Origin of the sequence: Flavobacterium sp., from assembly GCF_035195345.1 — a bacterium.
Lineage (GTDB): Bacteria > Bacteroidota > Bacteroidia > Flavobacteriales > Flavobacteriaceae > Flavobacterium.
The window spans coordinates 2580036-2606227 of sequence record NZ_CP136574.1 but is presented as its reverse complement, the minus strand read 5'-3'; the positions used below and the strand labels follow the sequence as shown (position 1 = coordinate 2606227).

Annotated in this window: 12 protein-coding genes; 7 read left to right on the top strand and 5 right to left on the bottom strand. The window is 34.4% G+C overall.

The annotated features are described in order from the left end of the window. Positions 1 to 145 precede the first annotated feature (145 nt). The 4 genes from RSE15_RS12065 to RSE15_RS12050 all read right to left on the bottom strand — a co-directional run bounded on the left by RSE15_RS12065 (position 146) and on the right by RSE15_RS12050 (position 17309). Positions 146 to 9472, bottom strand: coding sequence for a T9SS type B sorting domain-containing protein (locus RSE15_RS12065; protein ID WP_324068801.1), 9327 nt, complete (start codon positions 9470 to 9472; stop codon positions 146 to 148). A gap of 34 nt (positions 9473 to 9506) precedes the next feature. Then, positions 9507 to 9890 (bottom strand): hypothetical protein, encoded by a 384-nt coding sequence (locus RSE15_RS12060; protein WP_324068800.1) that lies wholly within the window; start codon positions 9888 to 9890, stop codon positions 9507 to 9509. Between the two features lie 306 nt (positions 9891 to 10196). Beyond that, a complete protein-coding gene (locus RSE15_RS12055) occupies positions 10197 to 16889 on the bottom strand; it encodes a T9SS type B sorting domain-containing protein (RefSeq protein ID WP_324068799.1) in 6693 nt (2230 codons plus the stop codon). A 6-nt stretch (positions 16890 to 16895) separates the two neighbouring features. Continuing rightward, the gene (locus RSE15_RS12050) at positions 16896 to 17309 is read right to left on the bottom strand and encodes a hypothetical protein (protein WP_324068798.1); all 414 of its coding nucleotides are present in this window, start codon (positions 17307 to 17309) and stop codon (positions 16896 to 16898) included. Positions 17310 to 17468: 159 nt separating this feature from the next. Here RSE15_RS12050 and folE point away from each other — a divergent pair, with 159 nt between their 5' ends. The 4 genes from folE (at position 17469) to lgt (ending at position 21449) form a co-directional block, all read left to right on the top strand. Continuing rightward, on the top strand, positions 17469 to 18140 hold the full coding sequence (folE, locus tag RSE15_RS12045) for a GTP cyclohydrolase I FolE (RefSeq protein ID WP_324068797.1): 672 nt from the start codon (positions 17469 to 17471) through the stop codon (positions 18138 to 18140). Positions 18141 to 18371: 231 nt separating this feature from the next. Further along, positions 18372 to 19859: a cysteine--tRNA ligase gene (gene cysS, locus RSE15_RS12040; protein ID WP_324068796.1), complete on the top strand. Its 1488-nt coding sequence runs from the start codon at positions 18372 to 18374 to the stop codon at positions 19857 to 19859. A gap of 125 nt (positions 19860 to 19984) precedes the next feature. Then, positions 19985 to 20242 (top strand): membrane protein insertion efficiency factor YidD, encoded by a 258-nt coding sequence (gene yidD, locus RSE15_RS12035; RefSeq protein WP_324068795.1) that lies wholly within the window; start codon positions 19985 to 19987, stop codon positions 20240 to 20242. Positions 20243 to 20516: 274 nt separating this feature from the next. Beyond that, entirely contained in the window at positions 20517 to 21449 is a 933-nt protein-coding gene (gene lgt / locus RSE15_RS12030; RefSeq protein WP_324068794.1) for a prolipoprotein diacylglyceryl transferase, read from the top strand. A gap of 41 nt (positions 21450 to 21490) precedes the next feature. On the opposite strand, the gene RSE15_RS12025 is transcribed toward lgt, so the two are convergent. Beyond that, the gene (locus RSE15_RS12025; RefSeq protein WP_324068793.1) at positions 21491 to 22153 is read right to left on the bottom strand and encodes a hypothetical protein; all 663 of its coding nucleotides are present in this window, start codon (positions 22151 to 22153) and stop codon (positions 21491 to 21493) included. Positions 22154 to 22278: 125 nt separating this feature from the next. Here RSE15_RS12025 and RSE15_RS12020 point away from each other — a divergent pair, with 125 nt between their 5' ends. From RSE15_RS12020 to RSE15_RS12010, 3 genes are read left to right on the top strand one after another with little or no spacing between them, the layout of a single operon-like run. Beyond that, a complete protein-coding gene (locus RSE15_RS12020) occupies positions 22279 to 24648 on the top strand; it encodes a TonB-dependent receptor (RefSeq protein WP_324068792.1) in 2370 nt (789 codons plus the stop codon). A gap of 2 nt (positions 24649 to 24650) precedes the next feature. Then, positions 24651 to 25490 (top strand): DUF4249 domain-containing protein, encoded by an 840-nt coding sequence (locus RSE15_RS12015; protein WP_324068791.1) that lies wholly within the window; start codon positions 24651 to 24653, stop codon positions 25488 to 25490. A gap of 39 nt (positions 25491 to 25529) precedes the next feature. Then, on the top strand, positions 25530 to 26192 hold the full coding sequence (locus tag RSE15_RS12010; RefSeq protein ID WP_324068790.1) for a thiamine diphosphokinase: 663 nt from the start codon (positions 25530 to 25532) through the stop codon (positions 26190 to 26192).

The window sequence follows — 26192 nt, the reverse complement described above, 5'->3', positions numbered from 1 at the left end:
GACTACCCTCAAAAAGTTAAACACTTTTTGGGGGTATTTTATTATCTATTTTAAATTTTAACTACAACTTCATTTAACAAAAAATCATTTTAATAAAAAAAGCGGCACAAATAAATGTACCGCTTAAATTATATGGATTTATTTTCTATCGATTTAAAGAGAAATGCGCTTTAAACTGTTTAGCAACTCCATTTTCTGTATAATCTAATGTAAACCAGTAATCTGTTGATGGTAACTGTTCTTGATTGTGTGTACCATCCCAACCATTACTGTCTTGTGTTGCACTTAATTGTTTCAATAATTTACCATAACGGTCATAAATGTACAACTTCGCATCTGCCTGATTTAATCCAACGATATTCCATGTATCATTGATTCCATCTCCATTTGGTGTAAAATAAGTTGGATAATCTATTACCATTACTTCTTGTGTCATATAAGTACATCCTTCTGTATCGATTACTGTAACTATATGCTCCCCTGCACTCACTCCTGTAAATACATTTGATGATTGCAGTGCGCCTTCATCTAACGAATACATTAATGTTCCTGAACCATCTGGAACTGTTACTATTATAGTTGCATTTTCACTAAAATACTCACTTTGAACTATCGTCATTGATGTTGCTGGAGTTGTTGCAGTGACCGTTGCCGTAGCACTTGCTAAAAGAGGATCAGATGAACATCCCGTTAACCAATTGGTTGCAATAACACTATAAGTACCTGCTGCATCTACTACTAATGTTGAATTTGTTGCGCCTGCGATAATAGTACCATTGCTGTCAAACCATTCAAAATCATAATCTGCATCATTTAAACCTGTAGTTAAGGTATATGTCTGATATACTTCTCCTGTTGCCGTGATACAAATGTTTCCATCTGTTAATATTGGGAGTGGGGATGGATTTACATTCACTCTATAATCTGTGTAACCGCCTTGGCAATCTCCTAAAGTAGATCGTACTCGGTAGATAACATAACCTTGTGTATTGGTTGTAGCTGTTAATACATCATTAATTGGTGATGGAGCTATGCCTGTTCCAGGTGTTGCGCCTGTTACATTTACAACCGTTAACACTTCCCATGTCAATTGTGTTCCTATAATAAGTGGAGAAACATCAATCATTAAATCTGTACTGTTACCACTACAAATTGTTTTTACTGGTGATGAAATTGGTAAACCTGGATTTGGATTAACGGTAACTATTCCACTTGTTAATAAATTACCTGGACAACCATTTCGAATTGGTGTAACTTCAAAATAAATTGTTCCAGCCACTAATGGATTACTTGTTACTACTTGTAAATCAATCATTGCTGTTGTTGATGTTGCGATAATTGTTCCTGATGTAGGACCTCCTATAACATTTACACCACTTGTTATTGCTGTCCAACTATAGGTAATACCACTTATGTTACCTACAATATCAACATGCACATTGTTGGTTGTATTTGTTGCTGAACAAACTGAACTATCCGCAACACTTACACTCTCAACTAATGGTATTGGATTAACTGTGATTACAATAGGATTTGATGCCACACCATAACATCCATTAGCCATTGGAATGATAACCATAGTTATTGTTCCAATGTTTTCAGAATCCGTTAATGTAGCGATTTGATTTATATTAGTCTCATCCCCATTAGTTGTTGTACTATATGAACCTGAAATATTTGAAACTGTAGCACTCCATATATATGACGTATTTGGTAAGCTACTGTTTAAAACAAAATCTAAAGTACTACCATCGCAAATGGTATCCGTAACCAAATAACTTAACACAGGAAGACCTGTAATAGTTATTGAACCTGAAGCACTTGCTTGAGGGTTACAACCACCAGAAGTAATAATTGAATAGTTATAAACTCCTGCGATATTTGTAGCTCCTGCAATTGTTAACAATCCAGTAGCAACATTATAATCATATGTAACTCCCACTGGTAAACCTGTAACAACCACTCCAGTCGCTGTACCTGTAACTTGGTATTGAATAGGATCAATAGTAACTCCAGCACATCGTGTTTGACCATCCGTTCCAGAATTTGAAACTAATGAAATAGTTGTATTTGCAAATAAATTAACTGTAGAAGTTAATGAAAAGTTAGACGAACATATTCCATCAAAAACACTAATTGTAGTTAATGTTGTACTTGCTGTAACTCCTGTAACATTTACAATTCCAACACCTGAAGCATTAATAGAAGCTGTTTGAGTTGGGTTTCCATCTACACTATAAATCACCTGAGAATTAGGAGTAGCAGTTATCGTAAATATTGCCGTTCCTCCCAAACATATTGGTCCGTTATTAGTAACACTAACTATTGTTGGTAATGGTAATTGTTGAGTTACAACAAACGAAGTAGTGTTAACGGAAGAACAACTTCCGTTTGAAGCTGCAACAACATAACCTGAACCAAATGTCATTCCTGATACCAATCCGCCTGCTCCAACTGTAGGTCCAGCTGGCGTGAATACATAACTTAATGTTGCATCGTAATTTGTTACTGTAGCAAATCCATCTGCTAAACATGTTGGTGCTGTAATCGATATTGTTGGTACAACTGGGGTTAATAACATTGGATTATTAACAAAATTATTCGAAACTAAGGATGTACACAAAGATGCATTGGTACTTGTAACTGAATAACTAGTGCCTAAAACCATTCCTTGAATTAATCCTGAAGCATTAATAGTTGGACCTGCTGGGTTAAATACATAATTTAATGTAGCATCGTAATTTGTAATTGTACTAAATCCATCCGCTAAACACGTTGGCGCTGTTTCACTAACAATTGGCGCTACGGGTGTTGGTAAAATTAAATCAACACTAAAAGAGGCTGTGTCTACTGATGAACAACTTCCGTTTGAAGCTGCAACAACATATGATGTCCCAAATGTCATTCCTGATACCAATCCACCTGCCCCAACTGTAGGTCCAGCTGGCGTGAATACATAACTTAATGTTGCATCGTAATTTGTTACTGTAGCAAATCCATCTGCTAAACACGTTGGTGCTGTAATCGATATTGTTGGTACAACTGGGGTTAATAACATTGGATTATTAACAAAATTATTCGAAACTAAGGATGTACACAAAGATGCATTGGTACTTGTAACTGAATAACTAGTGCCTAAAACCATTCCTTGAATTAATCCTGAAGCATTAATAGTTGGACCTGCTGGGTTAAATACATAATTTAATGTAGCATCGTAATTTGCAATTGTACTAAATCCATCCGCTAAACACGTTGGCGCTGTTTCACTAACAATTGGCGCTACGGGCGTAGGTAAAATTGAATCAACACTAAAAGAGGCTGTGTCTACTGATGAACAACTTCCGTTTGAAGCTGCAACAACATACAATGTCCCAAATGTCATTCCTGATACCAATCCACCTGCCCCAACTGTAGGTCCAGCTGGCGTGAATACATAACTTAATGTTGCATCGTAATTTGTTACTGTAGCAAATCCATCTGCTAAACACGTTGGTGCTGTAATCGATATTGTTGGTACAACTGGGGTTAATAACATTGGATTATTAACAAAATTATTCGAAACTAAGGATGTACACAAAGAGGCATTGGTACTTGTAACTGAATAACTAGTGCCTAAAACCATTCCTTGAATTAATCCTGAAGCATTAATAGTTGGACCTGCTGGGTTAAATACATAATTTAATGTACCATCGTAATTTGTAATTGTACTAAATCCATCCGCTAAACACGTTGGCGCTGTTTCACTAACAACTGGCGCTACGGGCGTAGGTAAAATTGAATCAACACTAAAAGAGGCTGTGTCTACTGATGAACAACTTCCGTTTGAAGCTGCAACAACATACGATGTCCCAAATGTCATTCCTGATACCAATCCACCTGCCCCAACTGTAGGTCCAGCTGGAGTGAATACATAACTTAATGTTGCATCGTAATTTGTTACTGTAGCAAATCCATCTGCTAAACACGTTGGTGCTGTAATCGATATTGTTGGTACAACTGGGGTTAATAACATTGGATTATTAACAAAATTATTCGAAACTAAGGATGTACACAAAGAGGCATTGGTACTTGTAACTGAATAACTAGTGCCTAAAACCATTCCTTGAATTAATCCTGAAGCATTAATAGTTGGACCTGCTGGGTTAAATACATAATTTAATGTACCATCGTAATTTGTAATTGTACTAAATCCATCCGCTAAACACGTTGGCGCTGTTTCACTAACAACTGGCGCTACGGGCGTAGGTAAAATTGAATCAACACTAAAAGAGGCTGTATCTACTGATGAACAACTTCCGTTTGAAGCTGCAACAACATATGATGTCCCAAATGTCATTCCTGATACCAATCCACCTGCCCCAACTGTAGGTCCAGCTGGCGTGAATACATAACTTAATGTTGCATCGTAATTTGTTACTGTAGCAAATCCATCTGCTAAACATGTTGGTGCTGTAATCGATATTGTTGGTACAACTGGGGTTAATAACATTGGATTATTAACAAAATTATTCGAAACTAAGGATGTACACAAAGAGGCATTGGTACTTGTAACTGAATAACTAGTGCCTAAAACCATTCCTTGAATTAATCCTGAAGCATTAATAGTTGGACCTGCTGGGTTAAATACATAATTTAATGTACCATCGTAATTTGTAATTGTACTAAATCCATCCGCTAAACACGTTGGCGCTGTTTCACTAACAACTGGCGCTACGGGCGTAGGTAAAATTGAATCAACACTAAACGATGCTGTATCTACTGATGAACAACTTCCGTTTGAAGCTGCAAAAACATATGATGTCCCAAATGTCATTCCTGATACCAATCCACCTGCCCCAACTGTAGGTCCAGCTGGCGTGAATACATAACTTAATGTTGCATCGTAATTTGTTACTGTAGCAAATCCATCTGCTAAACACGTTGGTGCTGTAATCGATATTGTTGGTACAACTGGGGTTAATAACATTGGATTATTAACAAAATTATTCGAAACTAAGGATGTACACAAAGAGGCATTGGTACTTGTAACTGAATAACTAGTGCCTAAAACCATTCCTTGAATTAATCCTGAAGCATTAATAGTTGGACCTGCTGGGTTAAATACATAATTTAATGTACCATCGTAATTTGTAATTGTACTAAATCCATCCGCTAAACACGTTGGCGCTGTTTCACTAACAATTGGCGCTACGGGCGTAGGTAAAATTGAATCAACACTAAAAGAGGCTGTATCTACTGATGAACAACTTCCGTTTGAAGCTGCAACAACATATGATGTCCCAAATGTCATTCCTGATACCAATCCACCTGCCCCAACTGTAGGTCCAGCTGGCGTGAATACATAACTTAATGTTGCATCGTAATTTGTTACTGTAGCAAATCCATCTGCTAAACACGTTGGTGCTGTAATCGATATTGTTGGTACAACTGGGGTTAATAACATTGGATTATTAACAAAATTATTCGAAACTAAGGATGTACACAAAGAGGCATTGGTACTTGTAACTGAATAACTAGTGCCTAAAACCATTCCTTGAATTAATCCTGAAGCATTAATAGTTGGACCTGCTGGGTTAAATACATAATTTAATGTACCATCGTAATTTGTAATTGTACTAAATCCATCCGCTAAACACGTTGGCGCTGTTTCACTAACAACTGGCGCTACGGGCGTAGGTAAAATTGAATCAACACTAAAAGAGGCTGTATCTACTGATGAACAACTTCCGTTTGAAGCTGCAACAACATATGATGTCCCAAATGTCATTCCTGATACCAATCCACCTGCCCCAACTGTAGGTCCAGCTGGCGTGAATACATAACTTAATGTTGCATCGTAATTTGTTACTGTAGCAAATCCATCTGCTAAACACGTTGGTGCTGTAATCGATATTGTTGGTACAACTGGGGTTAATAACATTGGATTATTAACAAAATTATTCGAAACTAAGGATGTACACAAAGATGCATTGGTACTTGTAACTGAATAACTAGTGCCTAAAACCATTCCTTGAATTAATCCTGAAGCATTAATAGTTGGACCTGCTGGGTTAAATACATAATTTAATGTACCATCGTAATTTGTAATTGTACTAAATCCATCCGCTAAACACGTTGGCGCTGTTTCACTAACAACTGGCGATACAGGTGTTATTAGCTGTGATGCATTACTAAAGGGCGCTGAAGCTGTTGAGACACAAATACCGTTATTGGCAGTTACTGTATAACTTGTATCAAGAACCATACCTATGATTTCACCTGCTGCACCTACGGTTGGACCAGAGGGAGAGAATGCATACGTATTGGTTGCACTATAGTTAGAAACACTCGATGATCCATCTGTTAAACATGTTGGTGCTACGTAAGCTATAGTTGGAACAGTTGGAGTGGCTAGCTGCTCAGTATTACTAAACGCTGCTGAAACTACTGAGGAACAACTTCCATTTGATGCTGTTACCGTATAACTTGTCCCATTAGTCAACCCTAATATAGTACCGGTTCCAGTTACTATGGGTCCTGTTGGAATAAAAACATAATTGATTCCTGAAGTGTAATTATTAATTGTAGTGGTTCCACTTGCTAAACATGTGGCAGCAGTAGTTGTTATGATAGGTACAGATGGAGCTGTTAATTGTACTGCTGTACTAAACGATGCGGATGAAGCTGATATACAACTTGCATTTGATGCTGTTACTGTATAACTTGTACCAATAACCATTCCTGTAATAGCACCTGTTGCTCCAACTGTTGGACCTGAAGGAGTGAAAGCATACGTATTGGTTGCAATATAATTAGAAATACTTGATGTACTATCCGATAAACACGTAGGAGCTGTTGTAGCAATTATTGGAACAGCTGGTGTTGAAATATTAACTGTACTAGTATTAGTTATTAAAGAAGTACACCCAGGTAGGGTAAAAGCAAACTCAACACCATCAACCCATACAGCACCTGCTCTACTTGTAATTGTTACAACATTAGTTTGTGTTATTGTTGTAATTATAATTCGTTCTAAAAAATCATTTATACCTGAATTAAAGATAGACGAAGCACCTCCAGAAGCAACAGTAACTTCTCCAGAAGTATTGTCACGAGCCAAACTAATAGTTATTGTAGTTCCAATTGGTACTATTTGTGGTAATGTAATTGTAAGATTTGGATTTAGACTATTAACTAACGCGCAATTTGGATTACCAGCTGCTGCTCCCAAATTACTGATGGGTCCCGTAGCTCTTATTGCATTAGGCCCTCCTGAAGCAGAAGAACCATTGCCAGTAATTATAGTACCCGAATTAGTAATTGATATCGCATTGAAATTAGTATTTGAACCAACCGAAGGAATAGAAATTGTTGCGATTCCACTAGGATTTAAAGTAACATTTTGTGATGAACTGCCATTAATATTGTATGAAACAATTGCATTTGGAGTACCAACTAAATTAAATGTAGCTGTTGAGTTTAAACATATTGGAGTATTATTTGTAATACTTGTCAATGATGGAGCTGTTTGGACAATGATTTTTCCAGTTAGTGATATATTTGGAGAACAACCCGTTGAATTAACAGTAAAATTAAAAGTACCAATAGCTGTTGGGGTACCCGAAATAGTTATTAAACCCCCACTAATATTTAAATTAAGACCAGGGGGTAATCCAGTAACTGTTGCTCCTGTAGATACACCACCATAATTATAAGTAATAGGAACAATAGCGCTTCCTAAGCAAACAGATTGATTGTTTGTATTTGAAAGTGATGTTAAATTTAGTAAACAAGGGCAAGTAGCCACATTAACTGCTACATTTCTAACATAATTACACCCATATTCATCCACAGCAGTTAAAGCATATGAAAAAGTTCCAGAATTTAAAAACGGGCCAATAGTAACATTATTTGTTAATTTATTTCCAATACATGTTCCAGGTGTAGGACAACCTCCTGGACCTGGATCTATAACAGCAACAGATGTTGTTGTTTGTGAAGGTACAGCGGGTCCAACTCCTGTTGTACTCCATGTTAAAGTAGCAATATCTGGAGTTACAAATTCTGAATTAGTATAACATGAAGTTGGAAATGTTAACGACCATCCTGAAATAGTTCCATCATCCGCGCTTAAATTATCTCTAACACGAAGTGTCCATATACCATTTAAACCAGCTCCGTTTAAAGCAGTAAATGGATTAGTAGAATTATAAGTCTGTGAAATATAATTACTTCCCACTTCACAAGCTCCGGTATAAGTACAAGCTCCATTTGCAGGTGCTGTGGTAGTTACACCGGCAGCCGTCCAATTCACACCACCAGAATTCACAACTGTGTAAGTAGCAGGACAGCCAGCAACACCATTATCAAGAGGATTAGCACAAATTCCAAAGTCATTTGTACCACCATGCTGATCATATATCATTACACTTTGTCCCGTAGGAGAAATTAATGTTATTTCTAAATCTCCCGAATGTGTATGTTCTAAATCAAAGGTAATTGTTGGGTAACAACTTGGTGTTACAATTGATCCAGAAGGAAAAAAACCTGAAATATCTATTGTTGAATCATAATTAACACCAGCAGCATCTGCCAATGTAATTGTACTTTGAGAAACTGCTAATGGAATTGATGATATTGTTTGTGAGGATACTAATCCATTCAAATTTAGTGATTCACCACAATTAACATTAACTGTTGTAGGAGAAGAACCTGTGAAATTTGGTGGAGGATATACCCTTACAACTCTTGTTGCTGGATTAGTACTTTGACAACCAAGAGGGTAAATATCTGTATTATTGTTTCGCACAATCAAACTAACTGAATATATTCCTGGCCCAGAATAAGTATGTGTTGTAGTAGGTGTAGTTGTTATAGAACTTGTACCATCACCCCATGCCCATTCATAGGAAGAAACTGAAAAACCACCAGATGCCGTTGAAGCACTTGCATTAAAACTAACAGCTAATGGTCCAGGATTAGTAGCTGTTGATGGACAAATGTTAACTGGAGATGAATCTGTTAAAGCCGCTATTGGATTTGTACAGGGTGTGACACACGAAATAGTTGCAGACCACCCAGCTTGATTAACATTACCATTTGAAATAAATTGAAATGAAATACATCCATCTGGACTGGTAGATACAAAAGTAGTATTACCAACATTACCACACAATCTATCGTTATTTGTACCAGGGGCACCTACAGTATTTCCATACCAAACATCCAAATAATCAGTACAAGTACCCGCAAAGGCCTCAGTAGAAAAAGAAGTAAATACAACTTTAATTATTTCTCCTGGAGTAGATGGACAAAATGTAATTGTACTATTTTGATTGTTGCCATAATCAGCAACATTTCCTCCATTATCAACAAATGTTCCTGAACATGTAGTAATAGTACCATTTGAACCGTTATTCAATGTATAAGTTTGAGAAAATAAACTAATAGAAAAAAATATAAAAAACCAAAGTAAAAATTGTTTTTTAATCATAACCTTTATTTAAATTTTTAAAAATATTACTATTTTATTTTATGTTCGTTAATTTATGTTTTAAGCTTTGATCAAACATATAGATATACCAAAGCTCATCATGTGTGAAAATTTTTCTAACTTTATTTGATAGAGACATGAAATATTCATTTGCATTTTTGTAATAAAAATAGTCTTCACCTTTATCATTTTCCATTTGAATGATTTCATCTGTCGAAAACTTTCTTAAGAAATTATCAGCTAATGGATTATTGTTAAAATTTTCTAAATTCAATTTATAAGACAAGTCCTTTTTTTCAACTCCTTTTTTATTTAATACCACCCCAGGTGGCAAATTATAATTATTATTAGCTGGTTGTTGAGCTTGGACTAATAGAGTATTTATTAATATAAACACAAAAGCAAAGATATTCTTCATTACGATTAATTAATTTTAAATTATTCATTACAATAATACGAAATATCTTTAAAAAACTATAACACACCATATTTTTTTATGCTATAATTTCACATGACATTGATTTTCATAAAGTTACAAAATACCAAAAGTACTCAAATTAAATTTTAATACACTTTTTCAAACTACTCTCAAAAATATTTAACTTTATGTTGGTATTTTATTATCTATTTTAAATTTTAGCCACAACTTCATTTAACAAAAAATCATTTTAATAAAAAAAGCGGCACAAATAAATGTACCGCTTAAATTATATGGATTTATTTTCTATCGATTTAAAGAGAAATGCGCTTTAAACTGTTTAGCAACTCCATTTTCTGTATAATCTAATGTAAACCAGTAATCTGTTGATGGTAACTGTTCTTGATTGTGTGTACCATCCCAACCATTACTGTCTTGTGTTGCACTTAATTGTTTCAATAATTTACCATAACGGTCATAAATGTACAACTTCGCATCTGCCTGATTTAATCCAACGATATTCCATGTATCATTGATTCCATCTCCATTTGGTGTAAAATAAGTTGGATAATCTATTACCATTACTTCTTGTGTCATATAAGTACATCCTTCTGTATCGATTACTGTAACTATATGCTCCCCTGCACTCACTCCTGTAAATACATTTGATGATTGCAGTGCGCCTTCATCTAACGAATACATTAATGTTCCTGAACCATCTGGAACTGTTACTATTATAGTTGCATTTTCACTAAAATACTCACTTTGAACTATCGTCATTGATGTTGCTGGAGTTGTTGCAGTGACCGTTGCCGTAGCACTTGCTAAAAGAGGATCAGATGAACATCCCGTTAACCAATTGGTTGCAATAACACTATAAGTACCTGCTGCATCTACTACTAATGTTGAATTTGTTGCGCCTGCGATAATAGTACCATTGCTGTCAAACCATTCAAAATCATAATCTGCATCATTTAAACCTGTAGTTAAGGTATATGTCTGATATACTTCTCCTGTTGCCGTGATACAAATGTTTCCATCTGTTAATATTGGGAGTGGGGATGGATTTACATTCACTCTATAATCTGTGTAACCGCCTTGGCAATCTCCTAAAGTAGATCGTACTCGGTAGATAACATAACCTTGTGTATTGGTTGTAGCTGTTAATACATCATTAATTGGTGATGGAGCTATGCCTGTTCCAGGTGTTGCGCCTGTTACATTTACAACCGTTAACACTTCCCATGTCAATTGTGTTCCTATAATAAGTGGAGAAACATCAATCATTAAATCTGTACTGTTACCACTACAAATTGTTTTTACTGGTGATGAAATTGGTAAACCTGGATTTGGATTAACGGTAACTATTCCACTTGTTAATAAATTACCTGGACAACCATTTCGAATTGGTGTAACTTCAAAATAAATTGTTCCAGCCACTAATGGATTACTTGTTACTACTTGTAAATCAATCATTGCTGTTGTTGATGTTGCGATAATTGTTCCTGATGTAGGACCTCCTATAACATTTACACCACTTGTTATTGCTGTCCAACTATAGGTAATACCACTTATGTTACCTACAATATCAACATGCACATTGTTGGTTGTATTTGTTGCTGAACAAACTGAACTATCCGCAACACTTACACTCTCAACTAATGGTATTGGATTAACTGTGATTACAATAGGATTTGATGCCACACCATAACATCCATTAGCCATTGGAATGATAACCATAGTTATTGTTCCAATGTTTTCAGAATCCGTTAATGTAGCGATTTGATTTATATTAGTCTCATCCCCATTAGTTGTTGTACTATATGAACCTGAAATATTTGAAACTGTAGCACTCCATATATATGACGTATTTGGTAAGCTACTGTTTAAAACAAAATCTAAAGTACTACCATCGCAAATGGTATCCGTAACCAAATAACTTAACACAGGAAGACCTGTAATAGTTATTGAACCTGAAGCACTTGCTTGAGGGTTACAACCACCAGAAGTAATAATTGAATAGTTATAAACTCCTGCGATATTTGTAGCTCCTGCAATTGTTAACAATCCAGTAGCAACATTATAATCATATGTAACTCCCACTGGTAAACCTGTAACAACCACTCCAGTCGCTGTACCTGTAACTTGGTATTGAATAGGATCAATAGTAACTCCAGCACATCGTGTTTGACCATCCGTTCCAGAATTTGAAACTAATGAAATAGTTGTATTTGCAAATAAATTAACTGTAGAAGTTAATGAAAAGTTAGACGAACATATTCCATCAAAAACACTAATTGTAGTTAATGTTGTACTTGCTGTAACTCCTGTAACATTTACAATTCCAACACCTGAAGCATTAATAGAAGCTGTTTGAGTTGGGTTTCCATCTACACTATAAATCACCTGAGAATTAGGAGTAGCAGTTATCGTAAATATTGCCGTTCCTCCCAAACATATTGGTCCGTTATTAGTAACACTAACTATTGTTGGTAATGGTAATTGTTGAGTTACAACAAACGAAGTAGTGTTAACGGAAGAACAACTTCCGTTTGAAGCTGCAACAACATAACCTGAACCAAATGTCATTCCTGATACCAATCCGCCTGCTCCAACTGTAGGTCCAGCTGGCGTGAATACATAACTTAATGTTGCATCGTAATTTGTTACTGTAGCAAATCCATCTGCTAAACATGTTGGTGCTGTAATCGATATTGTTGGTACAACTGGGGTTAATAACATTGGATTATTAACAAAATTATTCGAAACTAAGGATGTACACAAAGATGCATTGGTACTTGTAACTGAATAACTAGTGCCTAAAACCATTCCTTGAATTAATCCTGAAGCATTAATAGTTGGACCTGCTGGGTTAAATACATAATTTAATGTAGCATCGTAATTTGTAATTGTACTAAATCCATCCGCTAAACACGTTGGCGCTGTTTCACTAACAATTGGCGCTACGGGTGTTGGTAAAATTAAATCAACACTAAAAGAGGCTGTGTCTACTGATGAACAACTTCCGTTTGAAGCTGCAACAACATATGATGTCCCAAATGTCATTCCTGATACCAATCCACCTGCCCCAACTGTAGGTCCAGCTGGCGTGAATACATAACTTAATGTTGCATCGTAATTTGTTACTGTAGCAAATCCATCTGCTAAACACGTTGGTGCTGTAATCGATATTGTTGGTACAACTGGGGTTAATAACATTGGATTATTAACAAAATTATTCGAAACTAAGGATGTACACAAAGATGCATTGGTACTTGTAACTGAATAACTAGTGCCTAAAACCATTCCTTGAATTAATCCTGAAGCATTAATAGTTGGACCTGCTGGGTTAAATACATAATTTAATGTAGCATCGTAATTTGCAATTGTACTAAATCCATCCGCTAAACACGTTGGCGCTGTTTCACTAACAATTGGCGCTACGGGCGTAGGTAAAATTGAATCAACACTAAAAGAGGCTGTGTCTACTGATGAACAACTTCCGTTTGAAGCTGCAACAACATACAATGTCCCAAATGTCATTCCTGATACCAATCCACCTGCCCCAACTGTAGGTCCAGCTGGCGTGAATACATAACTTAATGTTGCATCGTAATTTGTTACTGTAGCAAATCCATCTGCTAAACACGTTGGTGCTGTAATCGATATTGTTGGTACAACTGGGGTTAATAACATTGGATTATTAACAAAATTATTCGAAACTAAGGATGTACACAAAGAGGCATTGGTACTTGTAACTGAATAACTAGTGCCTAAAACCATTCCTTGAATTAATCCTGAAGCATTAATAGTTGGACCTGCTGGGTTAAATACATAATTTAATGTACCATCGTAATTTGTAATTGTACTAAATCCATCCGCTAAACACGTTGGCGCTGTTTCACTAACAACTGGCGCTACGGGCGTAGGTAAAATTGAATCAACACTAAAAGAGGCTGTGTCTACTGATGAACAACTTCCGTTTGAAGCTGCAACAACATACGATGTCCCAAATGTCATTCCTGATACCAATCCACCTGCCCCAACTGTAGGTCCAGCTGGAGTGAATACATAACTTAATGTTGCATCGTAATTTGTTACTGTAGCAAATCCATCTGCTAAACACGTTGGTGCTGTAATCGATATTGTTGGTACAACTGGGGTTAATAACATTGGATTATTAACAAAATTATTCGAAACTAAGGATGTACACAAAGAGGCATTGGTACTTGTAACTGAATAACTAGTGCCTAAAACCATTCCTTGAATTAATCCTGAAGCATTAATAGTTGGACCTGCTGGGTTAAATACATAATTTAATGTACCATCGTAATTTGTAATTGTACTAAATCCATCCGCTAAACACGTTGGCGCTGTTTCACTAACAACTGGCGCTACGGGCGTAGGTAAAATTGAATCAACACTAAAAGAGGCTGTATCTACTGATGAACAACTTCCGTTTGAAGCTGCAACAACATATGATGTCCCAAATGTCATTCCTGATACCAATCCACCTGCCCCAACTGTAGGTCCAGCTGGCGTGAATACATAACTTAATGTTGCATCGTAATTTGTTACTGTAGCAAATCCATCTGCTAAACATGTTGGTGCTGTAATCGATATTGTTGGTACAACTGGGGTTAATAACATTGGATTATTAACAAAATTATTCGAAACTAAGGATGTACACAAAGAGGCATTGGTACTTGTAACTGAATAACTAGTGCCTAAAACCATTCCTTGAATTAATCCTGAAGCATTAATAGTTGGACCTGCTGGGTTAAATACATAATTTAATGTACCATCGTAATTTGTAATTGTACTAAATCCATCCGCTAAACACGTTGGCGCTGTTTCACTAACAACTGGCGCTACGGGCGTAGGTAAAATTGAATCAACACTAAACGATGCTGTATCTACTGATGAACAACTTCCGTTTGAAGCTGCAACAACATATGATGTCCCAAATGTCATTCCTGATACCAATCCACCTGCCCCAACTGTAGGTCCAGCTGGGTTAAATACATAATTTAATGTACCATCGTAATTTGTAATTGTACTAAATCCATCTGCTAAACATGTTGGTGCTGTAATCGAGACTACCGGTAGAGCTGGAACTGACAAAGTAGCAACACTTGTAAATGGACTAGACGCTAACGAAGTACAAGTTCCATTACCTGCTGTAATAGTGTAAGGTGTACCTAATACCATTCCTGAAATCAATCCACTTACTCCTATTGAAGGACCTGCTGGATTAAAAGTATAATTTAACGTACCATCATAATTTGTAATTGTGCTAAATCCATCTACTGAACAAGTAGGTCCGGTTGTATTAATAGCAGGAACTGCAGGTGTAGGAGAAATAAAAACAGTAGCCGTATTCACCAAATTAATATCACATGTACCTAATTCGATTTCACTTAAAATTATTACAACATCCGCTGAAGCTCCAGTAATCCTAATTACTCCATTACCAGAAGTATCTAAAGTTACAAATTGAATTGGATTACTATTAATTGTATAAAAAACATTAGCACCAGGTGTACCAGATAGATTAAACACAGCATCAGCACCAACACAAATTGGACCATTTGCTGTTAATGAAGTAAAAGTTGGATTTGGATTAATAGTGATTACTCCAGTTAATGTTAAATTTGGAGAACAACCAACCGTTTCAACAGTATAATTAAAAGTTCCTGTTTCTGTTGGAACTCCACTTATTGTTAATATGTTAGTATTATAAACAGCTGTAAGACCTAATGGCAAACCAGTAGCTGTTACATTCGTTGCATCTCCAGCCGTTTGATATGTAATATTAGATATAGGATCATTTAAACAAATAGTTTGATTAGCTGTTGCTGGATCAGAAGTTAAATCGACATCACAACTAGCAACAACACAATCAACGAATAATTCAAAAGTTGTTATTTCAGAACACGAACCTGCAAATATTTCTACAATAATTGTTGTATCATCGTTAGTAGTATAGTTTGCTAAATCTGTAATAACTTGACCTGTCATACCATCCGTAAAGATAAAAGTAAAACCCGCAGGATTATTAGGCGCTACTAAATCATCTAAATAGGCGGATAAATCAAATACCGGATTACACTCACCAGCTGGACTTGAATAAGGACCTATATTGTTATAGGGGACAGAACCTATAATATTTACAATAACATCATCTGTTGCAATATCAGAACAACCAGGTCTTGTTACGCTTACGCCCCATGTACCATTCTGAGTTACGATTGTTGTATTGGTTGGCGTTGTAAATTGTAAAACCCCATTTAAATACCACGAATAAATAGGAGACCCTGGTGTAGAAGGTGCTTGTAAAAAGGTTGCCGTTAAAGAAACATTAGTTGCAGAGCCACATAAAATTCTATCAGGACCTAAATTAACACCACAAACTATATCACAAGTTATCTGTCCGGACGATGGTGTTACGCCAACTTGATTGACCGAATAAGTACCTGACTGAGTACTATAATTTGTAACTAAAAGCAAATAAGTTTCACCAGCAAGAGCATTTGGAAAATGAATAGTTTCATCAAAATCACCTGAAAAACTAGCATCTACAAGGTTACATGGCCCAGTATAAGTAGTACCAGGAAAACCAGATAGACTATTACATATGCTAGCCAAATTATTATTTGGAAATGGACCCCAAAGCGCAAAATCAACATCAATTCCAGTACCAGAGTTATTAAACTGTTGCAAATTTAAATTTATAGGACCAGACTGACCGATTTGAATGGTAAACCATGCAGGTCGTGGTGTTGACCCCAAGGAGCCGTTATTTCCATGACTATTACTACCTCCACATCCAGTAATTGGACCATAACCTGTTTGATTTCCGCCTGGGGTTCCAGGATGTGTATTAACGTAAGGCCCCCCTTGACCAGAACACATTGCAGAAGCAGATGAACAATCTGGTGATTGAGCAAAAGTCAAACTAAAACTCAATAGAAATATAATTTTAAAAAATAACTTCATAATCAACTACTTTAGAAATGAAAAATATGACCACTCAGAAACTTGTTCACTAGTAGATTCTTTAACTACAACACGCCACTTAAAGCATTTAGCCATTAATTCTAAATGTATAAGTTGATGACTACCTTTTACAGAAAAATTATCTTTATTTAATATTGAAAATTGAGTTTTAAAATCAGACGCATTTTCTTCATTAAAGCAATCATAAATTGTAATCACTTCAATTGAAACTTGATTATTCTGTAAATCAACTGATGAAAAATCCCAAGAAATTTCAGCATTATTAATGTAATCAAATTTAGCGTCATTAATTTTTTCAAGTTTAATTCTTTTTAAAATAAGAGAATTAGGATTCAATTTAGCTTGAGAGTATCCTAATTTAAAAAAAAGAATAAAACCTAAGAGTAGTAATTTTTTCATTTTTATAGTTTGATAATTTAGTTAACTGAATTACAAATTTAACAAATTTTTAATCTTAACTAATATTTTTTTTAATAATTAACATTTAAAAATATTTTTTAAAGTTTATTATTTATCTTTGCAATACTTTTTAAATTGCTATAAAAACATATTGTTAAAATGATACAAAACGAGGATTTTCAAGACGAAATAGGAAACAACCACATTGCAACAAGTACTCAAACACCCATGCGTGACGATGCTTTCGCTATTTCTGATGAAGAAAAAATTGAATTGATTAAAAAAGATGTAGAACATATTTTAAACACATTAGGTTTAGATTTAACAGATGACAGCTTAAAAGGAACGCCTAATCGTGTAGCAAAAATGTTTGTTAAAGAAATTTTTGGCGGTTTAAATCCTACTAAAAAACCAAGTTCTTCAACCTTTGATAATAAATATAAATATGGTGAAATGTTAGTAGAAAAAAACATTGTTGTTTATTCTACTTGTGAACACCATTTATTACCAATCGTAGGTCGTGCACACGTGGCTTATATTTCAAATGGAACTGTAGTAGGTTTATCAAAAATGAATCGTATTGTAGATTTTTATGCTAAAAGACCTCAGGTTCAAGAACGTTTAACTATTCAGATAGTTCAAGAATTACAAAAAGTATTAGGAACTGAAGATGTAGCCTGCGTAATTGACGCTAAACACTTGTGCGTAAATTCGAGAGGAATTCGTGATATTGAAAGCAGTACTGTTACAGCAGAATATGGCGGAAAATTCAAAGAAGATAAAGTTCGTAGAGAATTTTTAGATTATATTAAATTAGATACACAGTTTTAAGTTGGGAAATGGGAGTTAGAAGTTCTGACTTAAAACATGAAATTTGAAACCCAAAACCTAAAAATCTTAAATAAATTAGCCCTGATAGTAATGAAAAGCCCGGAGCAATAAAAATGTAGCTTTTGTTGTTTTAAAAATGCGACCTAAGAAGCACTTTTTAAAATGTAGAAAAACAGATTTTTAGGCTAGGACTTGTAATGAATAGCAGGAATAGCTTCAAAAAATAGCATAATGGAATTACATAAAAATCAAACGTTGCAATTATACAATACGCTTTCGGGCGAAAAAGAAACCTTTACTCCTATTCATGAAGGGAATATTGGGATGTATGTTTGCGGCCCTACTGTTTACAGTAATGTGCACTTAGGAAACGTGCGTACATTTATGAGTTTTGATGTAATTTTTAGATATTTATTGCATTTAGAATATAAAGTTAGATACGTTAGAAATATTACCGATGCAGGGCATTTAACCGATGATGGCGATGTGGATAACGACCGTTTTGTGAAACAATCGCGCTTGGAGAAATTAGAACCTATGGAAATCGTACAGAAATATACGGTGGATTTTCACAAGGTTTTGGATACCTTTAATTTTCTTCCGCCAACGATTGAACCTACAGCAACGGGACATATTTTAGAACAAATTGAGTTAACTCAAAAATTAATTGATACCGGATTTGCTTATGAAAGCAATGGTTCGGTATATTTTGATGTGTTTGCTTATAACCAAAAAGGAATGAATTACGGTGAATTGAGTAACCGTAACATTGAAGAACTTTTTGCTAATACCCGTGATTTAGACGGACAAACCGAAAAGAAAAATCCGCAAGATTTTGCCCTTTGGAAAAATGCTTCTCCAGCACACATTATGCGTTGGAACTCGCCTTGGGGTGAAGGTTTTCCTGGTTGGCATTTAGAGTGTACCGCAATGAGTACGAAATACTTAGGCGAAACTTTTGATATTCACGGTGGTGGAATGGATTTGAAATTCCCGCATCATGAGTGCGAAGTAGCACAAGGAAAAGCTTGTAATGGTCATTCACCAGTTAATTTTTGGATGCACACCAATATGTTAACCATGAACGGTTTACGCATGAGTAAATCGACTGGAAACTATATTCTTCCAATGGAATTGGTTACGGGTGAAAATACGTTTTTCGAAAAACCTTTCCAACCTAATATTGTACGTTTTTGTTTCTTACAAGCACATTATAGAAGTGTTTTAGATATTTCTAATGATGCCATGTTAGCCAGCGAAAAAGGCTATTCTCGTTTGATGGAATCATACAAATTAATTCCGATGTTGAAAGCTGGCAAAACTTCTACCTTAGATATTGCAAGTTGGAAACAAAGTTGTTATGATGCGATGAATGACGATTTTAATACCCCAATTTTAATTGCTCAATTATTTGAAGGCGCGCGTTACATCAATTTGGTAAACGACGGAAAAGAATCGTTAACTGCGGAAGATATTAAGTTATTACAAAATACGATTTCAAGTTTCTTATTTGATGTGTTAGGAATTAGTAATGAAGCTACTTCAGGAAATTCCAATACTACTGAAAAATTAAGTGGCGTTGTTGAAATGTTAATTGGGATGCGAAACGAAGCTAGAGCAAACAAAAACTTTGCTTTATCGGACCAAATTCGTGACCAATTATTAGCATTAGGCATTCAATTAAAAGACGGAAAAGAAGGAACTAGTTTTAGTTTTTAAATATATATTATCGCTGTCATTCTGAACTCGTTTCAGAATCTCTTTTATCTTCAGAAACTTTTTTTTAGAAGCTGAAACAAGTTCAGCTTGACAGAGATTGTAGTTATTTTTATCAATCAATAATCATGTGTAGCCAACACCAATCGAAATATCCAAAAACACTGAAACAATGGGTGATTTATCCGTTTGTTTTATTGGTGCGATTTTATCAGGTTGGCATCTCCCCTTTCACACCCGCTACTTGCCGTTTTGAACCAACATGTTCTAGTTATACCATTCAAGCATTGCAGAAACACGGCGTTTTTAAAGGTGGTTGGTTAGCTTTGAAACGCATTTTTAGTTGTCATCCTTGGGGACGAAGTGGTTATGATCCGGTGCCATGATTAATTACACAGAGGTTCACAGAGCTTTTTTTTGATTTTGATTGTGTTGAATAGTGATACACAGAGCGTTTCAATTATTTGATTTTTGAGATTGAAATTGAAATTGATTTTTTTAAATTTCTTTAATCTGTGTTCCTAATTATTTGTTTCATGTTTGTGGTTTGAAGTTGATTTTTGAAATTGTCATTGCTCTTGAAAAAATTTCTTATCGGAATTTTAACATGTTTACCAATTTTATTATTTATTTTTACCCTTTAAACATTTACTCATTATTATGATTCACACACTCAATATGGTTTGGAATCCTTCGGAAGGGATTGATTTAGGATTTTTCTTACTACGTTTTTATAGTCTTTCTTGGGTATTGGCTTTTGGATTAGGCTGGTATGTGATGAAACCTATTTTCATGAGAGAAAACGAATCGGTTGACTCATTAGATAAATTATTTGTGTACACTTTGGTGGCTACAATGCTTGGTGCAAGATTAGGACACGTTTTGTTTTATCAATCTGAATTATTTTACCAAGATCCATTGAGTATTTTATTACCAATTAGCACAAAACCAACTTTACATTTCACAGGTTTTGCAGGATTAGCGAGTCATGGAGCGGCAATTGGTATCATTATCACTATGTTTTACATTCAAAGAAGAGTCATCAAGCGTTCATTTTTATGGATTTTAGACCGAATTGTAATTCCAGTATCTTTAGGTGCGATTTTTATTCGTTTAGGGAATTTCATGAATTCTGAAATCGTTGGAACTGAAACTAGTTCTGCGTTCGGAATTAAATTCTTAAGAGACAAATATAGTCCGAATGAAGCTATGCAATTAACCCAAATCGGAGATAAAAATGAAGCTTATCAAGCAATTGCTACAAACCCTCAATTTGTAGAATATTTAACAGCTGTAACGCCTAAACATCCCGCACAATTATACGAGGCTATTTGCTATGTTTTTGTTTTCGCTATTTTGATGTTTTTATATTGGAAAACAGAAGCAAGAAACAAAGCTGGTTACTTATTTGGCTTGTTCTTAATATTACTTTGGTCAATTCGTTTTGTGGTGGAATTTGTGAAGGAAAGTCAAGGTGGTTTTGAGCAATACACAATCTTTAATGCACTTTCAACAGGGCAATGGTTGAGTATTCCTTTTATTATTATTGGATTTTACTTTGTTTGGAAAGCGAAAGTGGTTAAAGAAGATTAATATTTATAGACAAAAAGGCGGTTTTAACAAAACGCCTTTTTTTATTTCTTATCAAGTGGTTTTACATATTCAATTGTAAACTTTGCTGATACTCCCGTATTCAAATTCCAATCGTTTTTTGTAATTAAATTATTATTTCCATCATATAAAGCAAATGTTGCTGTATTTGGTCCCGCTAATCCTTGATTTAAAGCAACAATATCTATACTATTTTCTCCTTCTCTTAATTCAATATAAGTTGTTTTAAATTCAGTTTCTAGAAAAATAACATTATATGCAACAATACTATTTAATAAAATTCTAATTTTATCACCATCAGGATCCATGTGATCTCGCGTCATTATTTTTAAAACAGATGTTGTTACTTTAAACTTCCCAAAGAATACATCATCCCAACTACCCTGTTGAGTTTCTTTGTTCAGTTTTTCTTTAATTGCATCACCTGGATTTTTAAATTCATTTTTCTTAATCAACACACTTTCCTCCCCTTTTTTTTGATTAAGAACAGAATAGCGTTTTAAGTAACTATCATCTTTATCAAAAATACTTTTATAAGGCAAAGTAATTGTATTTGATTTGGTATCTACTTTTGCAGGCTCATCCCAATCAATCTTCAATTTAGAAGTCTTGAAAGGGTTCTCTTTTTGTCCCAAAAGTGACACAAAATGAAACAGAAAAAGTAAAGTAAATAATTTGAATCTCATCTGTAAACTATTGAAAGATGTAAAATTAAAACAATAATTGATTTTTATTTATAAATTAACATATGTTTTAAACAATTGCCTTTTATTTTTGTGAAATTTGTGCAACAAAATCTATACCAAAAACAATGCTACAACAAAAACTTTATTGGTTTTTATGCTTCTTTTCGCTTCTTGGATTTGGACAAGAAAAAATGATCTTGAGCGGAGTTGCATCAGACACGAACACTAATGAAACATTAATTGGCGTTTCGGTCTACATCGCTGAACTGAACATTGGAACTTATACAAATGAGTATGGTTTTTATTCCATTTCGTTACCCAAAGGAACATATACTGTTCAAATTAGTTACATAGGGTTTGAAACTATCACGGAAAAGATAGAAATCAATCAAAATACAAAGAAAAACTTTGGTCTAATTGAAAGTAAGCTAGAACTGAATGAAGTTGTAATTACCAAAAATATATACAGAAACAACATAAAAAAACCTGAAATGAGTGTTAATAAATTATCGATTAATACCATAAAACAAATGCCAGCAATTTTAGGAGAAACCGATGTTATAAAATCTATTTTAACATTACCTGGAGTAACAAATGCTGGAGAAGGTCAATCAGGATTCAATGTTCGAGGAGGTTCTGCAGATCAAAACTTAGTTTTACTTGACGAAGCAACGATATACAATACGTCACATTTATTTGGATTCTTTTCTGTTTTTAACACCGACGCAATTAAAGACCTAAAATTATATAAAGGAGGAATCCCATCACGATTTGGTGGTCGAGTAGCGTCTGTGCTAGAAATTTACCAAAAAGATGGAAATAGTACGAATTTTCATATGAGTGGAGGAATTGGTATCATATCTAGTAGATTATTAGCTGAAGGTCCGATTGTAAAAGATAAAGGTTCATTTTTATTTGCTGGAAGAAGTTCGTATGCACATTTATTTTTAAAATTAACCGACAATAAAAATTCAGCCTATTTTTATGATTTGAACACTAAACTAAGCTATAAACTTAACGAAAACAATAATTTATATGCTTCAGGCTATTTTGGAAGAGATGTTTTTAGCTTAAATCAAAGTTTTGTAAACACGTACGGAAATTCGGTTTTTAATTTACGTTGGAATCATTTATTTTCAAATAAACTTTTTTCCAATCTTTCTTTAATTTACAGTGATTACTACTATGGATTAAAACTAGATTTTATAGGATTTAACTGGGATAGCGGAATTAAAAATTACAATTTAAAATATGATTTTAAACATTATATTTCTGATAAAGTAAAACTTTTTTACGGAGCAAATGCTATTTATCATGACTTTAATCCTGGTAAAATTGAACCAACAAATGACACTTCGGGAATTAATCCTGATCAATTAGCAAAAAAATATGCTTTTGAACCTGCTGTTTATGTTGATGTAGAGCAACAAATTACAGATAAATTAAGCATTAACTATGGTTTACGTTACAGTAAATTTTATCGATTAGGTGACGAAGAAATTAATTTATACGCAAATAATCAGGCTGTTGTTTATAATGAAGATTTTCAAATTTATGAAAAAGGAACTCCAACGGGAACAAAATCCTATGGAAAAAATGAAACAATTGCTGAATTTGGCAATTTAGAACCACGTGTTTCAGTTGCTTACAGCTTAAATGAAAACAGCTCAATTAAAGCAAGTTACAATCGAATGTCGCAATATTTGCATTTAATTTCTAACACACAATCTCCAACGCCATTAGATGTGTGGGCTCCAAGTGACGATTATTTAAAACCTCAAATTTTAGATCAAGTTGCCTTTGGATATTTTAAAAACTTTAAGAATGATGATTATACTCTTGAAGTTGAAACTTTCTACAAAAAACTAAAAAACAGAGTAGATTATATAGATGGTGCCGATTTAATTGCTAATGACGATATTGAACAAGTGGTTTTAAATGGAGAAGCTAGAGCCTATGGTTTAGAAATTTTAGCTCGTAAAAATAATGGAAAACTTAATGGTTGGATTTCCTATACTCTTTCTCGTTCCGAACAAAGAACACCCGGAAGAACAGCAGTTGAAACCGGAATTAATAATGGAAATTGGTATAAAACAGGTTGGGATAAATTACACAATATTTCTATCACCAGCATGTATAAGTTAAATGAAAAGTGGAGTTTTAGTAGTATTTTCACATTGCAATCTGGACAGCCGGTAACCTATCCTAATGGCCAATATCAATATCAAGGTATTACAGTTCCTACTTACGGATTACGCAATGAAAACAGACTACCAACATACCATCGTTTAGATATATCGGCAACTTTAGTTCCTGAAAAAAATAAAAACCGAAATTGGTATGGTGAGTGGATTTTTGGAATTTACAACCTTTACAGTCGAAAAAACGCTGCTTCAATTAGTTTTAGACAAAATCAAGATTCAGGTAATAATGAAGCCGTTCGTTTATCTATTTTTGGTATCGTACCAAGTGTAACCTATAATTTTAAATTTTAATTATGGTAAAGAAATTATTAAAAATAGTAACGTTATTTCTTTTAACAACAACTATTTCATTTTCATTATTTAGTTGTGAAGATGTCGTTGATATAGACTTAACTACGGCTGCGCCAAGATTAGTAATCGATGCTTCTATAAAATGGCAAAAAGGGACGCTTGGAAATGTGCAAACCATAAAACTAACCACAACAACTGGTTTTTATTCTTCAACAATTCCAACTGTTAGTGGTGCAACTGTTTTTATTACTGATGGAAATGGAATTCAATATGATTTTATTGAAAATCCGGGTACCGGCAATTATGTATGTACAAATTTTAATCCTGAAATAAGACAATCTTATACATTAACTGTTAGTCTAAACAGTCAAATTTATACTGCTACAGAATCATTAATAGAAGTTCCAACCATTGATGCTGTGCAACAAACCGAAGATGGTGGCTTTACAGGAAATGAAAAAGAAGTAAAATTCTTTTATCAAGACAATGGATTAGTCAATAATTTATATCTTGAAGAATACAATACCTCATTCACCATATTACCTGAATATGATGTAATAGACGATGCCTTTTTTCAAGGAAATCAGATGTTTGGATTATATACAAATGAAGACATGAAAACAGACGACACATTACAGTTCACGTTACATGGCATTTCCCAAAACTATTACAATTATATGAATGTTTTATTAGGAATTGCAGGTACTAATGGTGGAAGTCCTTTTCAAACGCCGCCAGCAACGGTTAGAGGAAACATTGTAAATCAAACTAATTTTAATAATTTCGCTTTAGGATTCTTTAGATTATCAGAAACCGATACAATGAGTTACACCGTTGAATAATTTTTTTCTAAATTCGTACTCTTTAATTTCAAAATCGAAATGTCATCACACCATATTGTTCGCGACGATCAAGAACCAGCATTAATAATTGCTAATGGTGCAGCATGTAGTGAAGAATTAATAGGACAATTATTAGAATGGTCGCCATTAGTAATTGTTTTAGATTCAGCTATTGAACGCGTACTACAACTTGGTATCAAAGTGGATGTATTATTGGGCGATTTTGATCGAGGCTTTGATCCAAACTACTATTTAGAAAAACAATATCCCTTAGAAATTGTTTACGCCCCTAATCAAGACAAAACCGATTTAGAAAAAGCATTTGATTACCTCATCGAAAAAGGCCATAAAGCCGTAAACGTTATTTGGGCAACCGGAAAACGTGCTGATCACACCATAACCAACATCACAAATATTGTAGCTTACCGCAATTCGTTAAAAATTGTAGTACTAGATGACTATTCTAAAGTTTTTTTACTGCCATTAACATATAATAAATGGTATACAGCTAACACCGTTTTATCATTAATTCCGATTGGAAAAGTGAGTGGAATAACTACAAAAAACTTATTTTATCCACTAAATAACGAAGTACTAACCATTGGATATCGTACCGGAAGCAGCAATCATGTAACCGAAGACGGCATTGTTTCAATAGAACACATTGAAGGTGATTTGCTATTGATGGAATGTTGGGACTAA